Here is an 18,771-nt window from a genome sequence, read left to right as displayed (position 1 = left end):
AATCTATTGATTATCATTAGATTATTCACTGAGATCCCCGCGATAAACAAGAAAAGCCATATAAAATTTACAAAAATACAGCATGTAGCTAATAAACTGCCAATTATTTGAGGAGAAAGAATTTCTAACAGCCCTCCTGTAAAAAACATAGATAACTGAATAAGAGATCCGTAAACGGAATAATGGAATGAAAAAACTTTACCCATCATATTTTCGTGTGTGTAAGTTTGAAGTAATGTCGTATCAAGTGGAACGAGGATTCCTCCTGCTATGCGCATACAGAATAAAGTAACGATACCGATAATAAGTTGATCGGATAGAATGAATCCGGGAAAGAAAATTCCTTGTAATAATTAGGCTCAACCGAATACTTTTTTCATTTTTTCTTTATTATGAGACATATAAAGATTAACGAGAAGGCTTCCAATCATAAGCCCAATGCCTTGAACTGTATATAAAATTCCAATGTTAGTGTGGAAAATTCTCTCGGCATAGATCGTTAGGAGTAGCTGATAAGCGCCTCCAATAATGCCCCATGAAATGCCGACAAGAATTAATGTTAAAATAATTTTTGTTTGTAATATGTATGTATAACGATCTTTTATATCAGTGAAAAATGTTTCTTATTCCATATTAAACGATATTTTGTTAGTTGAAATCGCAAATAAGAGGGATATAAATTCATACGAAAGTATGAAAAAAACAGCTCAAATATGAGCTGTTTTTCTATAGTTTTTAGTTCATTTGTCAAGGATAGGATATATTAATATCCGTATCCGCCGCCACCCCAACAGCTACATCCGATGATGATTAGAAGGATGAATAGTACGATAAGCAAAGCAAATCCACCGCCGAAACCAGCGCAACTTCCACCATAACTCATATGTTTTCCTCCTTTTTAGTAAGTTAATCTATATGGTTCATGGACTACTATATACAGTATGTTTTTTGTATAGAAAACGAGCCAGTCTCATTTATAATTAGACAAATGCCTGTAGATTCATTAGGATTGTATGTTAGTGATTTGTAAATGAACCTTTACGTGATTCGTAATTTAGGCATAAAAAAATAAAAAATTGTAAAAAAAACCATTTTTTTATTTTTTTATGAGAGAATATGTACTATAATTTTACAAGTAATATTATGGGAAAAGGGAGTTTTAGTATAGAGATGGAGATGGGACAATTACAAAATAAAATAGAAAACAAAAAGAAAGAGTTAATTCAACTTGTTGCGAGACACGGATTGGATCATGATAAAGTTTTGTTATTTAGCCGAGATTTAGATATACTAATTAATAAGTTTATGAATGGAAAAGACAAAGTGCATAAATAAAAAATTTATAGTTTTTTATATTAAGATGTTTCACGAGAAGGAGAGGACAGTAATTGGAACATTTACAGGAAGAATTGTATAAACAAATAAAAGAAGAAAAAGGTACAGTTACAATTTTCTTAAAGAGTGGCGTTAGAATAGTAGGAAAAGTTGTTGGAGTAGATAAATTTACAGTTTTAATATTAGTGGATGGAAAACAACAGCTTATTTATAAGCAGGCTATATCAACAATAATGAAATAAGACACTCTTGTTGAGTGTCTTATTTCATTATTGCTTGCATGCCTCAACATCAATACCGGCAGCAATTAACTTCTTTTCTCCATCTTGTTCAATAATTTTTTGTAATTTAGATAGGAAAGAATCAAAGTTTGTATGCTTTGCTACTTGGAATGTCATTTTATGTTCAATTGGTAACCACGTATCAATATCAGCTTCGTTATGTTGGATTTTCACCTCAAGTTTATCGAGTGCATTAGCAACTTTTGCTTCGTACGTTTCTTTCGCTTCAAACTCCATCCATAAGTCATATAATTCCTCACCGAGAGAACTTGTTAATGTTTGTTTAATATTTAAAATAGCTTCTAGTTCATTTTTTTGTTTTTGTAGTTGTAATTCGTGACTATTCATCGTATCAAAAGCAGGGATATCACCAGCTTCGGCTTCGACTAGGTCGTGAATAATAACCATCTTAAGTAATTTCTCAATATTTACTTTTTGATCCAAATAAGGTTCAACTAAAATAGCCATTAGAGACATACGCCATGTATGTTCGGCAACACTTTCTTGACGTCCGTTAGAAAGCCAGCTATGTCGCATTTCATATTTTAGTTTTTCTGCTAATGCAATGACTTGTAAAATGTTGTGTTCCATCGTGATCCTCCTCATTTATCCATACTATAATTCTAATATAGAAATGAAATGTGTCAATTTCATGAGTATATTGCGATAAACAGATGATAAGCGTATAATACATGTTATATGTGAAAACGTATTATTAAAATAAAAAAATATTATATAAAAATGGAAAGGAAAGGGCAGAAATATGGGAGAGAAAAATCAAGTATTAGCTAGATCACAAAGAAGAAAAAGGAAGTTTGATATTTCTAGCCCAGTGGGCATTATAGTAGGTTTCATTATAGTGATAGCGGCAATTATGCTTGGCGGCGGTGGAATAAAAGCTTTTAAAAACTTTTTAGATGTTTCATCTATTTTAATTGTCATAGGGGGAACAACAGCGACAATTGTTGTGGCATATCGATTTGGAGAAATAAAAAAATATACGAAAAGCATTTTTACTGTTTTACATAGAAGAGAAGAAGATTTAGAACAGTTAACGGATTTGTTTGTCGATTTTTCGAAAAAGTCTAAAAAGCACGGCTTGCTTTCTTTAGAGGTTGATGGAGAGCAAGTAGACAATCCTTTTATTCAAAAAGGAATTCGATTAATGTTAAGCGGTTACGATGAAGATGAATTAAAAGAAGTGTTACTGAAAGATATTGAAACGGAAGTGTATGAGTTAAGAAAAGGAGCAGCATTATTAGATAAAATTGGTGATTTTGCTCCAGCTTGGGGAATGATTGGTACGTTAATCGGTCTTATCATTATGCTCCAAAACTTACAAGATACATCGCAAATTGGTACAGGGATGGCAGTTGCGATGTTAACGACATTATATGGGTCCGTACTTGCGAATATGATTGCAATCCCTCTTGCGGAAAAAGTATATCGTGGTATTGAAGATTTATATACAGAGAAGAAGTTTGTAATAGAAGCAATTTCAGAATTGTATCGTGGACAAATCCCTTCTAAATTAAAGTTGAAACTGGATACATACGTATACGAAACAAAGGTAAAAAAGGTAAAAGGAGCAGCCTAATATTTCAAGGAGTGGTATGATGAGTAAAGGACCGCAAAAGGGATCGCCTCGTTGGATGACGACTTTTACAGATTTAACAATGTTATTATTAACTTTCTTTGTATTACTAGTTGCTACATCAAAGCAAGATGCAGTAAAATTGTCAAAGATGCTTGAAAAGTTTAGTGATACGGGGCAAGTAGATGCAAAAGTAATGGAAAATACAATACCGGATATTTCACATGAAAAAAATGATGAAAAGATGATCTCAAAAAAGAGAATGGATGAATTATATAAGAAGTTAAAAGCGTATGTAGATAATAACGGTATTAGTCAAGTGAATGTATATCGAGAGGATACAGGGGTAAGCGTCGTTATAGTAGATAATTTAATATTTGATACAGGCGATGCAAACGTTAAGCCCGAAGCGAAAGGGATAATAAGTCAATTAGTTGGATTTTTTCAATCCGTACCTAACCCAATTGTTGTAGAGGGACATACAGATAGTAGACCTATTCATAACGAGAAATTCCCTTCAAATTGGGAGTTATCTTCAGCACGAGCGGCAAATATGATTCACCATTTAATTGAAGTGTATAATGTGGATGATAAAAGGCTAGCTGCGGTAGGATATGCAGACACAAAGCCAATTGTACCAAATGATTCACCGCAAAACTGGGAAAAAAACCGTCGCGTTGTTATTTATATAAAAGAGTAGTATATTATTATTTTAATAATAAAATAATAAAAATACGAAAATTCTTTTAAAAAAATATTAAATTTTATCATTTTATTTTGTATAATGAGTGAGAATGATAAGGTGAAATATTAAGATATATTTATACATAGAAGGAGAGAATTAAAAAGAATGGCACATAAAATTTTAGTAGTAGACGATGCGATGTTTATGCGAACGATGATTAAAAACTTATTAAAAAGTAATGCTGAATTTGAAGTTATTGGCGAAGCAGAGAATGGGGTAGAAGCAATTCAAAAGTATAAAGAACTTCAACCTGATATTGTAACATTAGATATTACTATGCCAGAAATGGATGGGCTTGAAGCATTAAAAGAAATTATTAAAATTGATTCAAGTGCAAAGGTTGTTATTTGTTCTGCAATGGGACAACAAGGTATGGTATTAGATGCAATTAAGGGCGGGGCAAAAGACTTTATTGTAAAGCCATTCCAAGCGGATCGTGTAATTGAAGCTTTAACAAAAGTAGCAAATAGTTAATATAGAAGGGGTGCCACAAGGAATCAAAACAGTGATAGCGGATCGACGTGTGGCCCCCTTTTTTCTCATTATAAAACACTAAATTGTTATACATAAATGAAATGTTTGTTAGACAGGTAGGGGATAAAAATGCAAACAGATCTATTAAATATATTTTTTGAAGAGTCAGAAGAACATTTACAGTCGCTAAATGAAAATGTGCTAGTGTTAGAGCAAAATCCTGCTGATATGGATGTTGTAGGAGAAATATTCCGCTCCGCTCATACATTCAAAGGTATGTCTGCGAGTATGGAATTTACGGAGATGGCTGATTTAACACATAAGATGGAAAATGTGTTAGATGAAATTCGTCATGGGAATATAGTTGTAAATGCGGATATTATTGATGTGATTTTTGAGTGCATTGATAATTTGGAGAAGATGGTTGCAGATGTGCAACAAGGTGGAATGGGCAATATTGATGTAGTCTCAACTAAACAGAAATTAGAAGCATTATTGAACGGTAATGTAGAAACTACTACGGAACATATAGAGCAAAATCATATAGACAACGATGATGCAGTTTCGCATGCAGTGCATATAACAGTTGAACAGCAAGCAATTTTAAAAGCAGTACGTGCCATTATGTGTATTGAAGCATTACAAAATGTGGGGAATATACAAAAAACAGCTCCGAGTATTGAAGAAATTGAAGCAGATGCTTTCGGATTTGAATTTACAGTATTTATGGATACGGATTGTAGTATAGAAGAATTGAAACAAGTAGTACTTCATGTTTCTGAAATTGAGAAAGTGGAAGTAAAGCAAGGAGAACCTATATCGAGGGAAGTAGCTTCTAAAAAAGTCGTTACACAAGAAGTTGTGCAAGTAGAAGAAACGCTACAACCAGCTGTGGCTACGCAGGTAGAATCACCGATAGTGGCAACGAATCAGCCAGCTAAAAGTACTACAAAAACGAAAAATGCTAAAGTGGAGAATCGTTCAATTCGTGTTCAATTAGAGAAAATTGAAAGATTAATGAATATGTTTGAAGAAAGTGTAATTGAACGTGGGCGCATTGATGAATTGGCTCAAACGATTCAAAACAAGGAACTAATTGAACATTTAAATCGATTAGGCGATATTTCAAAAGATATTCAAAATGTACTATTAAATATGCGTATGGTGCCAATTGAAACTGTGTTCAATCGTTTCCCGCGTATGGTACGTATGTTAGCGAAAGATTTAGGGAAAAAAATCGATTTACAAATTACAGGTGAAGATACTGAAGTAGATAAAATTGTTATTGATGAAATCGGTGATCCGCTCGTTCATTTAATTCGAAATGCAATCGATCACGGTGTTGAAACTGTTGAAAAACGACGTGATGCAGGTAAAAATGAGACAGGTACTATTAAATTAGAAGCTTTTCATAGTGGAAATCATGTCGTTATTCAAATTACGGATGATGGAAACGGTATTAATAAAGGGAAAGTATTAGAAAAAGCGATTAAAAATGGCGTTGTAACTGAAGCAGATGCGAATAGATTAACAGATCGTGAAGTGTTTGATCTTATTTTCCAACCAGGATTTAGTACAGCTGAAGTTGTATCAGATCTTTCTGGACGCGGTGTCGGATTAGATGTTGTAAAACATACGATTCATAGTTTAGGTGGACATTTAATTATTGATTCTGAGGAAGGAAAGGGAAGTACATTTAGAATTGAACTTCCGTTAACGTTGTCTATTATTCAATCTATGCTTATTCAAACGAATGATAAGCGTTATGCTTTACCTCTTGGAAATATCGTTGAAGCAATTCGAATTAAGAAAGAAGACATCCAATCCTTACAAGGAAAAGATGTGTTAAATTATCGTAATCAAATTATTGAAGTGAAACATTTAAGTACTGTATTTGGTGAAAAAACAGTAGATGAGGCGTTTGCGTCATATGATGGTCAAATGGTTCCTGTGTTAATTGTTCGTAATACACATCGCAGCTATGGACTTATTGTAAACACAATTATCGGTCAAAGAGAAATAGTCTTAAAGTCATTAGGTGACTTCTTTGCAGAGAGTTCTAATTATTTCTCTGGTGCGACGATTCTCGGTGATGGACGAGTGGTCCTCATTTTAAACCCAGAAGGTTTATAATAGGAATGAAGGAAAGCTCCCCACTTGTATACAATTGGGGAGCTTTTTGACTAATCGTTACTACTCTAATAATGGCAATAAATACATATTAACGTTTTATATAATAAGTTTGCTAAAATCAAATGAGAGTTTATATCATTTGATAGAAAAACAGAAATGAGGAGGCAGGGAAAATGCCTGAGCAACACACAAAAGGGGATACGAGCACGATTGTGCTAGAAAAAGAAAATGAGCATTTAACGCCTCAAGAATGCGATATTCTTGGCGAAATTGCAAATATATCATTTGGTTCAGCTTCGACTGTATTATCAACAATTTTAAATAGGCAAGTAAGCATTACTGCTCCTCGCATAGAGTTGGTAGATTTATATGATTCAAGAGATGTCGAAGTTCCACATGTTGTATTAAACATTCACTTTACAAAAGGATTAGATATGGAAAACCTTCTTGTCCTTAAGCAAGATGTTGCATTGTCTATTGCTGATTTAATGATGATGGGAACAGGCGAGGTGGAGGACGGAAAAGAACTTGGTGAATTAGAGCTAAGTGCTGTACAAGAAGCGATGAATCAAATGATGGGATTCGCAGCTACATCTATGTCGGAATTCTTCCAAGATACAGTAGATATGTCTCCGCCGACGATTAAAGTTGTAAAGTTATCAGAAGAAATGGAGAAAATCTCTGAAATCGATGGAAATCATACGATTGTTAAAGTGTCGTTTGATTTAAAGATAGATAATCTTGTAAACTCTAAACTTGTACAAATTGTTTCTGTTGAGCATGCGAAACAAATGGTAAATAAATTAATGCAATTATCTGGTGGAGTAGAAGAAAAAGACGAGACAGCAGAAGTAGTGGAAACTGAGATTGTAGAAGAAGTTGAAAAAGAGCATTTAACACAAGAAGAGAAAGATGTGCTTGGTGAAATTGCAAATATTTCAATTGGTTCCGCTTCAACAGTATTGTCAACGCTTTTAAATCAGCCAGTTACAATTAGTACACCAAATGTGGAAGCAATCAATGTTCGGCATTATGATGGAGTACCAGTACCATTTGTTATTTTAAATGTCGACTTTGTTGAAGGGCTAAAGAATGAGAATGTATTCGTATTTACAAAAGATGTCGCCTTAACAATGGTAGATTTAATGATGATGGGAACAGGGGAAGTTGATCCGGAAAAAGAGTTGACTGAATTAGAACTGAGCGGTATTAAAGAGATTATGAACCAAATGATGGGGCATGCTGCTACGGCGATGTCAGAAATGTTTCAAGAAAAAATGGACATGACGCCGCCAAATGTTAAATTTGTAACGTTAAAAGAAGAAATGGAGTATTTGGGAGAGTCAATGGAAGTGGACGAACTCGTTCAAATTACGTTCAATCTTGAAATTGGTGATCTGCTTCAATCGAAAATGTATCAAATTTTGCCGATTTCTGAAGCGAAAGAAATGGTAAGGCGACTTCTGTATCCAATGGTGGAAGAAGAAGAGATTGCCACAGAAGAAATTGAAGAAGAAAAAATTGTAGAACCAGTTGTGCAACCTATTGAATTTAAAGAAGTAAAACAAATGGAGCCAGTATATATGGACACGTCCATTCTACAAAATGTAGAAATGAACGTGAAATTTGTATTTGGAAGTACAGTGAAAACGATTCAAGATATATTAAGTTTACAAGAAAATGAAGCAGTTGTACTAGATGAGGATATTGATGAACCGATTCGTATTTATGTAAATGATGTATTAGTGGCGTATGGTGAACTTGTAAATGTAGATGGATTTTTCGGAGTAAAAGTAACGAAATCATTATAAGGCATTGAAATAGGAGTTTGAACTAGTAGATGAAAAACGTAAAGTTTTTTCTAATGAGTTGGCTATGCATACATGTGTGCTTGTTCTTCCCCTTGCAAAGTCAGGCTGAGGAACAAATTGAGCCAGATCAAAAAATAAATGAAGTGAATGTACAAGAAGAAAAGTCAGAGCAAGTGGAAACGAAACAAGATGAAGAGAAACAAAAAGAAGTAGAACAAAAAGAAGTAAAACAACAAGAAGTAGAACAACAAGAAGCAGTAAATAAACAATTGGGTGAAAGAAAGATAGAAACGGAACAAGGAATTGTTACAGTAAATAAGCCGGAGCTTAAAGTTGGCGAAGAAGTGCGAATTGCTGTAGAACCAAATGGGAAAAACATTCAAAGCATGAAAGGTATATTGCAGTTACAAAAAAATGGCGAGCAATATGCGCAAGAAAGAATGCTATCTTTTGAGTATGATGAAGAAACGAAGAGCTGGGTTGCTAACTATAAAGCAGGGGATTTTGATTTGCAAGGTGATTGGAATCTTCAGCTCTTTCAAAGTTACAAAGAGAATGAGAAAGAAGACCTCATAAAAAATGAATTGAAAGTCCCGCTCATTCGTATTAAAAATGAAACGCCTACTATAGATAAAGAATTGCCAAAGTTACAGGAAGTTACTATTGATGAAGTAAAAGAAAACTTAGTTGAACGAAAACAGGGAGATTCTATACATATACGAGTAAAAGCGTCAGATATAGAATCGGCTGTAAAAGAAGTGCGCGTTACATTAAAAGGGAAAGAAAATAAAGAGCTTTCGTTTTTATTAGACTACAACAAGTATGATATGGATTGGCAAAAAGTATTTGAAATAACAGAAGAATTGCCAGCTGGGCCATACGAATTACATGTAGAGATAATAGATGCAGCAGGTAATAAACTTGTTGAGGAAAGTGAATATACCATTTCTATTTTGGCGCCAAAAAACGAAGATGACAAAAAGATAGAAGAGAAAGAGAAAGAAGATAAATTAGATAATAAACTAGAAAATGAATTAGAAGATAAGAAAGAAAATGAGAAGCAAGAGGATTTGAAAGTCAAAAACCCGCTTCCAGAAGAAAAATTACCAGTTGTTCAAATTCCGAAGCAAGATGAGAAAGTAAATAAGTTTATAAAAGAACCGTTGAAAGAGAAAGAGGAATTTACTTACGTCATAAAAGAGCCGTTCGAAGACAACAAGGAAGTACATAAGGCGAAGGACCAAAAAGAGAAAAATAACAAACAAGTTGCCTCTAAAAAGAAAGAACAAAAAGAAGAATCAAAAGACAAGAAAGAAGAAAAAGGTGAACAGGGAGTACAAGCTTCGGATGTGTTTACTATCATGTCAGGTTTATTCGTACTGTTTTTAGTTTTAAAGAGTAATAAAGAATGGGGCTAATTATTTCATAGTAGTGGAGGCGCTTAAATGGAGATTAAACGTACGACAATTGAAGATAAGACGCTACAACCATTAAAACAGCCTGCAGCTATTTCGGAGCATGAAATCCAGAAAGAACGAAAGCGTAGCAATTTAGTGTTTACTGGACAGTCTAAAATTATTTCGAAAAATAATGAAATAGGTATTTTACTTGCAAGTTTAAGTGATGGAAAGATTATGAAGGAAATGCTTTCTAAAGAGATGGATACAGTGTTACAACTTTTTAAAAAGCTACATACGTTATCTGGAGAAGGTAAGCAAACAGAAAAAATATTTGAACAAGTAATTAGAAGCCTACAAGGGCTTGTTAAGCAGGCGCATATAAAAGACCTTCCTTTGTTAGATGGAACATATGATTTCGCTGAAGTACAACTATCATTTGGTAGAAAAGTACATATTCCGTTACTAGATGTGAGCGCACTTATTTCTAGAGTGGAAAGTGATTCTTCAGAAGGAAATATAAATTTGATGGTAACGGTTATTACTGCTTATATAACGAAATTGTCTAACGAAACAATTTTAATTAGCGTTACAGACCGCATTGCTAAAGATCGGGATGTAAGTGTATGGAGAGCGCTTGCGGAAATGAACATGACACAATTATCACAGGCATTGAAACAAACGATGCAAGAACATAAATGGTCTATGACGTTTCTTTTTCTCTTCATATGGATTGTCGGTATTATTTTAATTCGAGTTATGTAAAAAGGTCGTCACTCCATTGTGACGACCTTTTTTATATTTTTTCGTAGAAGAATGTATCAAATCGCTGAAGATTGTAACGCTCGGGTGTTAAAATTTGTTCCGTACTACCAACAAATAGTACACCGCCTTTTCGTAAAGAACGACTAAATTTTTCGTAAAGTTTTACTCTTGCTTCTTCTGTGAAATATATCATTACGTTGCGACAAATAATCAAATCATAATTTGTATCGAACGACTGCATTAAAAGGTCATGTTGTTTAAACGAGACGTTTTGTTTAATGTTTTGATGCAATGAATATAGATCATTCTCTTTTGTGAAATGACGTTCTTTCAAATCATTAGGTAATTCCTTTAACGAACGTTCTGTATATTGACCGCGTTTTGCAGTTTCTAAAATATGAAAATCAAGATCTGTTGCTTGAATTTCAAAACGAAATGGAGCTAGATGCTTTGATAAAATTAAAGAAAGTGTATACGGTTCTTCACCAGCAGCGCAAGCGGCACTCCATACCTTTAATTTTCCGCTATTTTGTTCGAGTAATTTAGGTAGTGCTTTCGACTCTAAAGTTTGCCATCGTTCTTTATTTCTAAAAAACTCTGAAACGTTAATTGTAATATAGTCAATAAAATTTAAAAATAAATTTTGATCAGCACGTAATTTGTTTAAAAAATTAGTGTAGTTTTCAAAGCCTTTTCTCGAAATGAAAGCATCGATTCTACGGCGCATTCTATCTTGCTTATACGAAGCGATATCCATATTGAATTGTTGTTTAAAACTCGCGATAAAATGATCATAATCTTGTTCAATTATCATATTTACAATGGGCACAATAATGATATTGTGCCGCCCCCTTTACATCATACGAATTTTTTGTTCAAAGCTTTTTTTCATTTGCTTTTCATGTAATCCTGGTAAATCATAAATGACAGCATCAATACCTGCTTCTTTTGCAACATCGACAGGGATGACAGATGTATGTTTGTCCCCATTATAAAAACAGAGAACTAGATCAGTGTCTTCAATAATTTGTTTAACAAAAAACATATAATCTGATCGGTAAATGGAGTCAGAAGGATGATCGAAAGCAACATATTCGGCTCCGTGTTTTTTTAAGTAATCAACGACTTCTTGAAATTCATCTGTTATTGCTTGCAATGGTTGCAGCGTGTAAAGGCATAAATTTTGAGCGAGTCTTTCATTCTCAACGAAAAAACGAAGAACCTCATTTTCAATAGATTTATAACATAATATGTAAATTTTATGTTTGTGAGCATAGTCAGTTAAAAATTTTTTAATTTCTTCTTGATCTAATGCTGTTAATTGATTTGAACCACAAAGGAAAATATTCATAGAATTGTGCCACCTCATGCTAAATTGTAACATATCTTTTATAAAAAATAACTGCAAAATATTACTGTTCAGAGTATAATTATAAATAACTGGATTTTACGATTAAGTTTAGGAAGAAATAAAAAAATAAATAGGTGATATATATGCTACGTTCTATCTCGCATAATCCAATTTTATCGCATATACCGCCTGCTACTCAAATGCCGAAAGATGCAAATGTCAGGACAGGACTTGCATTTTCGGATAATTTGCATGCAGATCCGAAAAAAGATAAATTACTAGAACAAATGGAAGCGTTTGTCGATAATATTGGAGAAATTAAAGAAAAAATTGAAATGGAATTAACGCTTGATAATGTAATGGAATACAAAAATACAGTAAAATCATTTTTGAATTTTTACGTTGATAATGTATTGCAGTATAAAGATGTCATGTCTCGTCACCCGCGTTACGGATATTCACAGAAAATGACGATTGTGAAACAGGCAGAAATGGGATTGAATGAATTAGAAGATGTTATGAATTTAATTAATACGAAAACAGGACATTTAGAAATGTTAAATCAAATTGGAGAAATCCATGGTTTAATTGTGAATTTAGTCTTGTAAAAGGAAGGAAGCTATATGTACATACAATTATATGAAAAGCTCGTTATTATACAAAAGGCGTATGAAAATATTCAAGCGCTTGGAGAGCAAATATATGAGAATTTAAAAAATAAAGATATAAATGCAGTTCAAAAGTTACAAGTAGAACAATTGCAGTACATTGATGGTTTAAAAGGACTATCTAGCTCATTCGAAGAAATGGTTGTTCAGTTTTGTAAAGAAAAGGATGTTGAAGCATCTCGTGTAAGTGCATTATTTTCGTATTTTTCTCAAGAAGAAATTGAAAAAATGGAAGAATTACAAAAAAACGTAACTGAATTAGAAGAGAATGTAAAAATGATTCTTTTGAAAAATCAATATTACTTAAACGTACTATTAAAAACTACAGAAAGTATTGTGGATTCTGTTTCTGAATATAATTTAGAGCGAAACAATAATTCGCAAATCTTTATGAATGAACTATTGTAAAGGAGAAGTGAAGCTTTATGAGATTATCTGATTATAATACACCGCTATCAGGGATGCTAGCGGCTCAAATGGGATTACAAACAACGAAACAAAACTTATCTAACATTCATACACCGGGTTATGTGCGTCAAATGGTGAATTACGGATCTGTTGGAGCAAGTAATGGTCATACGCCAGAACAGAGAATTGGTTACGGTGTACAAACGCTAGGTGTTGACCGTATTACTAATGAGGTAAAGACGAAGCAGTTTAATGATCAATTATCTCAGCTCTCTTACTATAACTACATGAATTCGACTTTATCACGTGTAGAGTCTATGGTTGGAACGACAGGAAAGAATTCATTATCTAGTTTAATGGAAGGTTTCTTTAATGCCTTTCGTGAAGTGGCAAAAAATCCAGAACAACCAAACTACTACGATACATTAATTTCTGAAACTGGGAAGTTCACAAGTCAAGTGAATCGTCTTGCGAAAAACTTAGATACAGTGGAAGCACAGACGGCAGAAGATATTGAAGCGCATGTTAATGAATTTAATCGTCTTGCTGCTAGTTTAGCAGAAGCGAATCATAAAATTGGACAAGCAGGTACACAAGTGCCGAATCAACTTTTAGACGAACGAGATCGTATCGTTACAGAGATGTCTAAGTATGCAAATATAGAAGTATCTTATGAATCTATGAATCCTAATATCGCGAGTGTTAGAATGAATGGTGTTTTAACAGTAAATGGACAAGATACATATCCACTTCAATTAAATAAAGAAAAAGACCCAATGTCAGTTGAGATTTACGGTTCAGAAATCTCCGTAACTAGCGGGGCGATAAAATCAGCGATTGATACGAAAGCGAAGATTGTTGAGTATAAAAAAAATCTTGAAGACTTAATGAGTTCGATGAAAAATCAAGTGAATACAGTGATGGGAAAAGATTTCTTCGTTGGAGATCATGCGAAAGATATGAAGTTAAATCCAGAATTCCAAAAAGATATTTCGAAAATGAAAATATCTGCTGAAACAGCAAATAAACTAGCAGCAGTTACAGAAGACGATTATAAAGAAGGTCTTTCTTATAAACAAGCATTAGATCAATTTATAGTTCGTGTTGCATCTGATAAAAGTGCAGTAAATGGTTATCAAAAAATTCATGGCGACTTACTAGAAGGTATTCAACAAGAAAAAATGAGCGTTGAAGGTGTAAATATGGAAGAGGAAATGGTAAATTTAATGGCCTTCCAAAAATATTTTGTCGCAAACTCTAAAGCTATTACTACGATGAATGAAGTGTTTGATAGTCTATTTTCGATTATTCGATAAGTGATAATAATTGATTGGAAATATATAAGGAGGAGATAGAAATGAGAGTATCTACATTTCAAAATGCAAACTGGGCAAAGAATCAGTTAATGGATTTGAATGTGCAACAACAATACCATAGAAACCAAGTAACTTCAGGGAAGAAAAACCTTCTTATGAGTGAAGATCCACTTGCAGCGAGTAAATCATTTGCGATTCAACATTCATTGGCAAATATGGAGCAAATGCAAAAAGATATAGCGGATTCGAAAAATGTATTAACACAAACTGAAAATACTTTACAAGGTGTTTTGAAATCTTTAACGAGAGCAGATCAATTAACAGTACAAGCATTAAGTGAGCAAAATGGTGAAAAAGAATTGAAAGCAATCGGTGCAGAGATTGATCAAATTTTAAAACAAGTTGTATATTTAGCGAATACGAAAGAGCAAGGCCGTTATATTTTCGGTGGTGATAGTGCAGAGAATCCACCATTTACAGAAGATGGTACATACCAGGGCGGAAAAAATGATGTGAACTGGCAACTAAATGACGGTTATGAATTCAAGGCGTTCCGTAACGGAGAAGCATTATTATCCCCGGTTATAAAAACGTTAAAACAGATGAGCGAAGCGATGCAAAAAGGTGACCAAAAAGCGTTACAACCGTTATTAGGAGAAAATAAGAAAAACTTAGATGGCATCATTAACCGTACAACTGAAGTTGGTTCAACAATGAACACAATGGAGACGTTTAAAACAATTTTAAGCGAGCAAAATTTAGCGCTTCAAGAAAACCGTAAAGAAATTGAGGATGTCGATTTAGCGGTCGCGATTTCTGACTTGGCATATATAAATGCAACGTATGAAGCGACTCTTAAAGCGGTTAGTACGATGAGTAAAACAAGTATTTTAGACTACATGTAATCTATAAGGAGTGAGAAAAATGGCAGGAACAACGATGACAGGTATTGGTGGTAGACAACAAATTTGGAACCTCGGAAATAATATGATCGATACTTCTAACCTAGTAGAATTAGAGATGCAAGCGTTAGATATGAGAAAAACACCGTATACTACTGAGAAGCAAAAACTTACGCAAGATAAACAAGTATATGCAAGTTTAAAGACACAATTTACTCCTTTTACTCAAGTGTTTAAAGATTTAGCAGCTTTTAAAGGGAATGAGAAAAAAGTAACGACAACACAAGACGGCTACATTAATGTGAAAGCTGATGGTGGGGCGATTGCAGGAACTTTTAATATGACTATTACACAGCTTGCGCAGCGTCATCAAATAGCTTCAAATGACATTAAAGATATAAATGCGAAGCTTCCTAAAGATGAAACATTAAAACTAGGCGGTAAAGAACTAAAAGTAACAACTGATATGACATATAAAGATTTAATTAATAAGATTAATGATGGAGATTATGGCGTATCAGCTTATACACTTGGAAATAAAATTTTCATGACCTCGAAAAAAGAAGGAACAGATGGAGTAATTAAGTTTGAGGGGAACACATCTACACTATTTCAAGATATTGGTTTAGCTAATGCGGATGGCACAGCGCTTAATACAATCAATGAAGCGCAAAATGCCAAATATAGTATTAATGGTATTGAAGCTGAAAGTTTTACTAATACAATTGAGGCTCTTCCGGGTGTGAAAATTGAATTGTTAAAAGTAACTGAGCCGAAAGTAGAAGGGACACCAGATGCCGGTACAACAACAGATCCAAAAACAAAAGGTGTAGAATTAAAATTTACGGTAAGTGATTCTAATGTAACAGACACAGCCAATATTATTAAAAAGATGGTAGCAGAGTATAATAAAGCTGTTTCTACAGTTGACCTTTTTGCTGGGAAAGATGGAGTTTTCCAAGGGCAGGTAATTATGCAAAGCGTACGTCAAGCGATGAACAATGTCGCAACATTTTCTCAAGATGGTAATTATTTATTCACATTCGGTATTCAATTAAAGCAAGATGGAACGATGGAAGTTAATGATGAAAAATTAACACAAGCATTAAAAGAAAAACCTGATGCAGCGAAGCAATTTTTCTTTAGTTCTAACGGTTTAGGAAAAATGATGGAAGAACCACTTGATAAAATATTCGGTGATAAAGGTGTAGTTGGAGAACGTGTGAAAAATATTGATTCACGTGTAAGTGATTTAGATAAAAAGATTAAAGATATTGAAACGCAAAACTTGCAAAAGCAAGATGAAATTGTGAAGAAGTATCAAAAGTTAGAGAGTACATTAGCGGCGCTTGATAGCCAACTAAAAACAATAAAAGCAATGACAAAACAAAAAAGTGATGATTAATGAAAGTTGAGGAAGTGATCGTATGCAAGCATGGCAACGTTATATGCAAAATGATATTATGACGAGTAATCCGATTAAAAATACAATTTTTATTTATGAAAGATGTATTGTAGAGTTTCGTAATTTAGAAGAACTTTTACATACTTTTAAACTACAAGAAGGGGACGCACTTCTTGAAAAATTAGAACGTATTTTTGAAGAACTAAAGCTTCAATTAAATCCTGAAATTACGAAAGATTTATATGATAGTCTCTATGGTTTATATGATTGGATTAGCATTCAAATTCAAATGATGAAAGTAACGCGTGAAGCGAAAGATATTGAAGCAATTGTGAAAGTGTTACAAGATTTAATAGACGGTTACCGCGGAGCACTTGAAAATGAACAATGATATTTATCGGACGTTTGTCAGCTGTTTTAATGAAATCGGTGAATTGCAAGTGTCAGACAGAGAGTTTGCTGAGAAGAGTGAGATGTTAAATCGCTGGATGATGACATTGGATGAAGAAACGCGTGCGCAAGTTGCAGCGGAGGTAAGCCCATTCATTATTAAAGCAGCTCAACATATTCGAGATAAGCAAAAGATTTTGGAAGAAATGATTATGACAAATGATGGGCGAATGAAGGCTAATTCATTTTACGGTAAATATTAATAATAACGTCTGGAAACAGATTCCCCTTTTAAAAGGGGGTCTATTCCTTCGTTTGCATAAAGAACTCCGCTGATTGAGGTTTCATTTTATGACTGTGATGAAAAAATAATAGTAATCTAAATAATAAAAAATGGACTTTAGTTTATAGTTTATCCATTGAAATGTTCTATAGATTACTATGTGTATACAGTTTTTTTGCATTCTTTTTTATATTTTTGTATTTTTCTAAAGACAACAATGAAAAAATGGAATAAAATATGTAAGGGTACATAATAGTAAATATTTTAATAAATGCATATAAGAAAATAAATAATGAAGTGAAACTTCTATCAGTGGATCATTACGTTAGAAAAGAAAGGGTGTGGAATATGCCAGATTTAGTGAGTGATGTAAGCCATTATATGAATTATTTAGTGACGAAACGAAATACTGTTTCTAGTAATATTGCAAATGCGAATACACCTGGCTATAAAGCACAAGATGTAACATTTGCTGAGCAGATGAATAAAAGTAGTGCATTATATAAAAACAATGCGGCTGATTTAAAGAGCAATCCAGATTTATATCAAACGAATGAAATGCACTTGCCGACAGTAAATACGAAAAATACATATGCAAAGATTCAAACAAAATCAATGCAAACGAATAAAGACGGAAATAGTGTGGATGTAACGACAGAAATGCTAGATTTAATGAAAACAAATCAGTTATACGGTATTTCAGTTAACGCAATTAATACACAATATGCAATTAACCAAGCGGCACGCGGACGTTAAAAGTAGAAGGAGAGACAACGGATGTTTCAGGCAATTAATGCAAGTGGCTCAGGGCTAACGACAGCGAGAAAGTGGATGGAAGTTACTTCTAACAATATTGTAAATGCAAATACGACGGCGGCTCCGGGGGCAGATTTATATGAGCGTCGTAGTGTGGTGCTAGAATCAAACAATAGTTTTGCAAGTATGCTAGATGGGGCTCCTACTAACGGAGTAAAGATAAAAAGTATTGAAGCAGACAAAACGGAAAATTTAGTGTATGATCCGACGCATCCGCACGCAAATGAAGAAGGATATGTACGTTATCCAAATATTGATGTAACTGCTGAAATGACGAATGTTATGGTTGCTCAAAAAATGTATGAAGCAAATACGAGTGTATTAAATGCAAATAAAAAAATGCTTGATAAAGATTTAGAAATCGGCCGAGGATAAGGGGGAAGATGGTAATATGAAAATCCAACCAATGTTACATACACAACCATTTGGAGCAATTCAGTCAATTGGTGCACCGAAAACTTCTGAAACATCTGTAGCTCCGGGGAAAAAGTTTATTGATTTATTGGAAGATATGAATCAAACGCAAAACAATGCACAAACAGCAGTATATGATTTACTAACTAAAGGGGTAGGAGAAACACATGACGTTTTAATTCAGCAAAAGAAAGCTGAGTCTCAAATGAAAACGGCTGCTCTCGTACGTGATAATCTTATTGAAAATTATAAGTCACTAATTAATATGCAAATTTAGGAAAGT

The 18,771-nt window shown here is 33.6% G+C and carries 23 protein-coding genes and 1 pseudogene; 19 read left to right on the top strand and 5 right to left on the bottom strand.

Translation table 11 applies throughout. The annotated features are described in order from the left end of the window. Positions 1 to 35 precede the first annotated feature (35 nt). Both MHI28_RS08705 and MHI28_RS08700 read right to left on the bottom strand, forming a co-directional pair. Positions 36 to 623, bottom strand: a pseudogene (locus MHI28_RS08705) (MFS transporter); the annotation flags it as partial. A 140-nt stretch (positions 624 to 763) separates the two neighbouring features. Further along, complete coding sequence (locus tag MHI28_RS08700) at positions 764 to 883, bottom strand: YjcZ family sporulation protein (RefSeq protein ID WP_000120179.1); 120 nt, start codon at positions 881 to 883, stop codon at positions 764 to 766. A gap of 233 nt (positions 884 to 1,116) precedes the next feature. Between MHI28_RS08700 and MHI28_RS08695 the strand changes: the two genes are divergently transcribed. Next, the gene (locus tag MHI28_RS08695; protein WP_000291690.1) at positions 1,117 to 1,335 is read left to right on the top strand and encodes an aspartyl-phosphate phosphatase Spo0E family protein; all 219 of its coding nucleotides are present in this window, start codon (positions 1,117 to 1,119) and stop codon (positions 1,333 to 1,335) included. 53 nt (positions 1,336 to 1,388) lie between these two features. Continuing rightward, positions 1,389 to 1,577, top strand: coding sequence for an RNA chaperone Hfq (gene hfq / locus MHI28_RS08690; protein ID WP_000400667.1), 189 nt, complete (start codon positions 1,389 to 1,391; stop codon positions 1,575 to 1,577). 27 nt (positions 1,578 to 1,604) lie between these two features. On the opposite strand, the gene MHI28_RS08685 is transcribed toward hfq, so the two are convergent. Beyond that, the gene (locus MHI28_RS08685; protein WP_000400770.1) at positions 1,605 to 2,207 is read right to left on the bottom strand and encodes an HD domain-containing protein; all 603 of its coding nucleotides are present in this window, start codon (positions 2,205 to 2,207) and stop codon (positions 1,605 to 1,607) included. 172 nt (positions 2,208 to 2,379) lie between these two features. Between MHI28_RS08685 and MHI28_RS08680 the strand changes: the two genes are divergently transcribed. The 7 genes from MHI28_RS08680 to MHI28_RS08650 all read left to right on the top strand — a co-directional run bounded on the left by MHI28_RS08680 (position 2,380) and on the right by MHI28_RS08650 (position 10,535). Beyond that, complete coding sequence (locus MHI28_RS08680) at positions 2,380 to 3,213, top strand: flagellar motor protein MotP (RefSeq protein ID WP_000504194.1); 834 nt, start codon at positions 2,380 to 2,382, stop codon at positions 3,211 to 3,213. A 19-nt stretch (positions 3,214 to 3,232) separates the two neighbouring features. Beyond that, positions 3,233 to 3,910: an OmpA family protein gene (locus tag MHI28_RS08675; protein ID WP_000033627.1), complete on the top strand. Its 678-nt coding sequence runs from the start codon at positions 3,233 to 3,235 to the stop codon at positions 3,908 to 3,910. A 150-nt stretch (positions 3,911 to 4,060) separates the two neighbouring features. Then, positions 4,061 to 4,429 (top strand): response regulator, encoded by a 369-nt coding sequence (locus MHI28_RS08670; protein WP_000940568.1) that lies wholly within the window; start codon positions 4,061 to 4,063, stop codon positions 4,427 to 4,429. Between the two features lie 129 nt (positions 4,430 to 4,558). Further along, positions 4,559 to 6,562, top strand: coding sequence for a chemotaxis protein CheA (locus tag MHI28_RS08665; RefSeq protein WP_001192626.1), 2,004 nt, complete (start codon positions 4,559 to 4,561; stop codon positions 6,560 to 6,562). 173 nt (positions 6,563 to 6,735) lie between these two features. Then, positions 6,736 to 8,373 (top strand): flagellar motor switch protein, encoded by a 1,638-nt coding sequence (locus MHI28_RS08660; protein ID WP_001115006.1) that lies wholly within the window; start codon positions 6,736 to 6,738, stop codon positions 8,371 to 8,373. A 29-nt stretch (positions 8,374 to 8,402) separates the two neighbouring features. Beyond that, entirely contained in the window at positions 8,403 to 9,791 is a 1,389-nt protein-coding gene (locus MHI28_RS08655; protein ID WP_000800059.1) for a hypothetical protein, read from the top strand. Between the two features lie 27 nt (positions 9,792 to 9,818). Continuing rightward, on the top strand, positions 9,819 to 10,535 hold the full coding sequence (locus MHI28_RS08650; protein WP_000403964.1) for a hypothetical protein: 717 nt from the start codon (positions 9,819 to 9,821) through the stop codon (positions 10,533 to 10,535). 31 nt (positions 10,536 to 10,566) lie between these two features. Here MHI28_RS08650 and cheR read toward each other — a convergent pair whose 3' ends face one another. Together cheR and MHI28_RS08640 are read right to left on the bottom strand one after the other, a co-directional pair. Beyond that, on the bottom strand, positions 10,567 to 11,349 hold the full coding sequence (cheR, locus tag MHI28_RS08645) for a protein-glutamate O-methyltransferase CheR (RefSeq protein WP_000582876.1): 783 nt from the start codon (positions 11,347 to 11,349) through the stop codon (positions 10,567 to 10,569). A gap of 39 nt (positions 11,350 to 11,388) precedes the next feature. Next, positions 11,389 to 11,886: a flagellar motor switch protein FliG gene (locus MHI28_RS08640; protein ID WP_001020110.1), complete on the bottom strand. Its 498-nt coding sequence runs from the start codon at positions 11,884 to 11,886 to the stop codon at positions 11,389 to 11,391. Between the two features lie 143 nt (positions 11,887 to 12,029). On the opposite strand from MHI28_RS08640, the gene MHI28_RS08635 reads away from it, so the two are divergent. The 10 genes from MHI28_RS08635 (at position 12,030) to fliE (ending at position 18,765) form a co-directional block, all read left to right on the top strand. Continuing rightward, on the top strand, positions 12,030 to 12,494 hold the full coding sequence (locus MHI28_RS08635; RefSeq protein WP_000946318.1) for a YaaR family protein: 465 nt from the start codon (positions 12,030 to 12,032) through the stop codon (positions 12,492 to 12,494). 15 nt (positions 12,495 to 12,509) lie between these two features. Further along, the gene (gene flgN / locus MHI28_RS08630) at positions 12,510 to 12,962 is read left to right on the top strand and encodes a flagellar export chaperone FlgN (RefSeq protein ID WP_000275875.1); all 453 of its coding nucleotides are present in this window, start codon (positions 12,510 to 12,512) and stop codon (positions 12,960 to 12,962) included. A gap of 17 nt (positions 12,963 to 12,979) precedes the next feature. Beyond that, entirely contained in the window at positions 12,980 to 14,278 is a 1,299-nt protein-coding gene (flgK, locus tag MHI28_RS08625; RefSeq protein WP_340827755.1) for a flagellar hook-associated protein FlgK, read from the top strand. A gap of 41 nt (positions 14,279 to 14,319) precedes the next feature. Beyond that, on the top strand, positions 14,320 to 15,183 hold the full coding sequence (locus MHI28_RS08620) for a flagellar hook-associated protein 3 (protein WP_001266416.1): 864 nt from the start codon (positions 14,320 to 14,322) through the stop codon (positions 15,181 to 15,183). 19 nt (positions 15,184 to 15,202) lie between these two features. Beyond that, a complete protein-coding gene (locus MHI28_RS08615) occupies positions 15,203 to 16,585 on the top strand; it encodes a flagellar hook-associated protein 2 (protein WP_000929308.1) in 1,383 nt (460 codons plus the stop codon). A 22-nt stretch (positions 16,586 to 16,607) separates the two neighbouring features. Further along, positions 16,608 to 16,976: a flagellar export chaperone FliS gene (locus MHI28_RS08610; protein ID WP_001149515.1), complete on the top strand. Its 369-nt coding sequence runs from the start codon at positions 16,608 to 16,610 to the stop codon at positions 16,974 to 16,976. Beyond that, positions 16,966 to 17,238 carry a hypothetical protein gene (locus tag MHI28_RS08605; protein ID WP_001058088.1) on the top strand — a complete coding sequence of 91 codons (273 nt, stop codon included), beginning with the start codon at positions 16,966 to 16,968 and terminating at the stop codon, positions 17,236 to 17,238. The genes MHI28_RS08610 and MHI28_RS08605 overlap by 11 nt, the downstream gene beginning before the upstream one ends. A gap of 317 nt (positions 17,239 to 17,555) precedes the next feature. Further along, positions 17,556 to 18,014 (top strand): flagellar basal body rod protein FlgB, encoded by a 459-nt coding sequence (gene flgB, locus MHI28_RS08600; RefSeq protein ID WP_003277601.1) that lies wholly within the window; start codon positions 17,556 to 17,558, stop codon positions 18,012 to 18,014. 21 nt (positions 18,015 to 18,035) lie between these two features. After that, entirely contained in the window at positions 18,036 to 18,449 is a 414-nt protein-coding gene (gene flgC, locus MHI28_RS08595; RefSeq protein WP_000484680.1) for a flagellar basal body rod protein FlgC, read from the top strand. Positions 18,450 to 18,465: 16 nt separating this feature from the next. Further along, entirely contained in the window at positions 18,466 to 18,765 is a 300-nt protein-coding gene (gene fliE, locus MHI28_RS08590; RefSeq protein ID WP_000701668.1) for a flagellar hook-basal body complex protein FliE, read from the top strand. Positions 18,766 to 18,771 lie beyond the last annotated feature (6 nt).

The sequence above is a fragment of the Bacillus sp. FSL K6-0268 genome (assembly GCF_038005425.1).
Lineage (GTDB): Bacteria > Bacillota > Bacilli > Bacillales > Bacillaceae_G > Bacillus_A > Bacillus_A thuringiensis_S.
The sequence above is the reverse complement of the archived record's forward strand: the minus strand, read 5'-3'. Positions and strand labels throughout refer to the sequence as shown.